We start from the raw sequence: 304 nt of genomic DNA, 5'->3' as shown, positions 1-304 counted from the left end.
TCGAAGCCCGTCAGGATTTCGAGGTCGGTGACGTAACGTGTGGCTTCGGTGAGCCCATAGGACCTGGCAGTGGCATCCAGTTCGAGCTTCGCGACCTGCAGGTCGATCCGGTTTCGGAGTGCTTCGGCCTCGATGGTGTCGCGCCGGACGACGGCCTTGGGTAGCGGTGGCAGGCTGTTGGGAACCTGGTAGTCCAGGTCGGAGCCCCACAGACCCATCAGCCGTGTCAGCTCCTCCTTGGCGAGACGGGCCGCCAGGCGGGCCTTCGCCGTTTCTGCGGCGAGTTCGGCGACGAACACATGTT

General features: G+C 64.5%; 1 pseudogene. It reads right to left on the bottom strand.

The annotated features are described in order from the left end of the window. Positions 1–304: pseudogene (locus tag BN1800_RS39865) on the bottom strand (TolC family protein); the annotation flags it as partial.

The organism is Rhizobium sullae (assembly GCF_900169785.1).
Classification (GTDB): Bacteria; Pseudomonadota; Alphaproteobacteria; order Rhizobiales; family Rhizobiaceae; genus Rhizobium; species Rhizobium sullae.
This window is presented reverse-complemented; position numbering and strand designations above follow the sequence as displayed.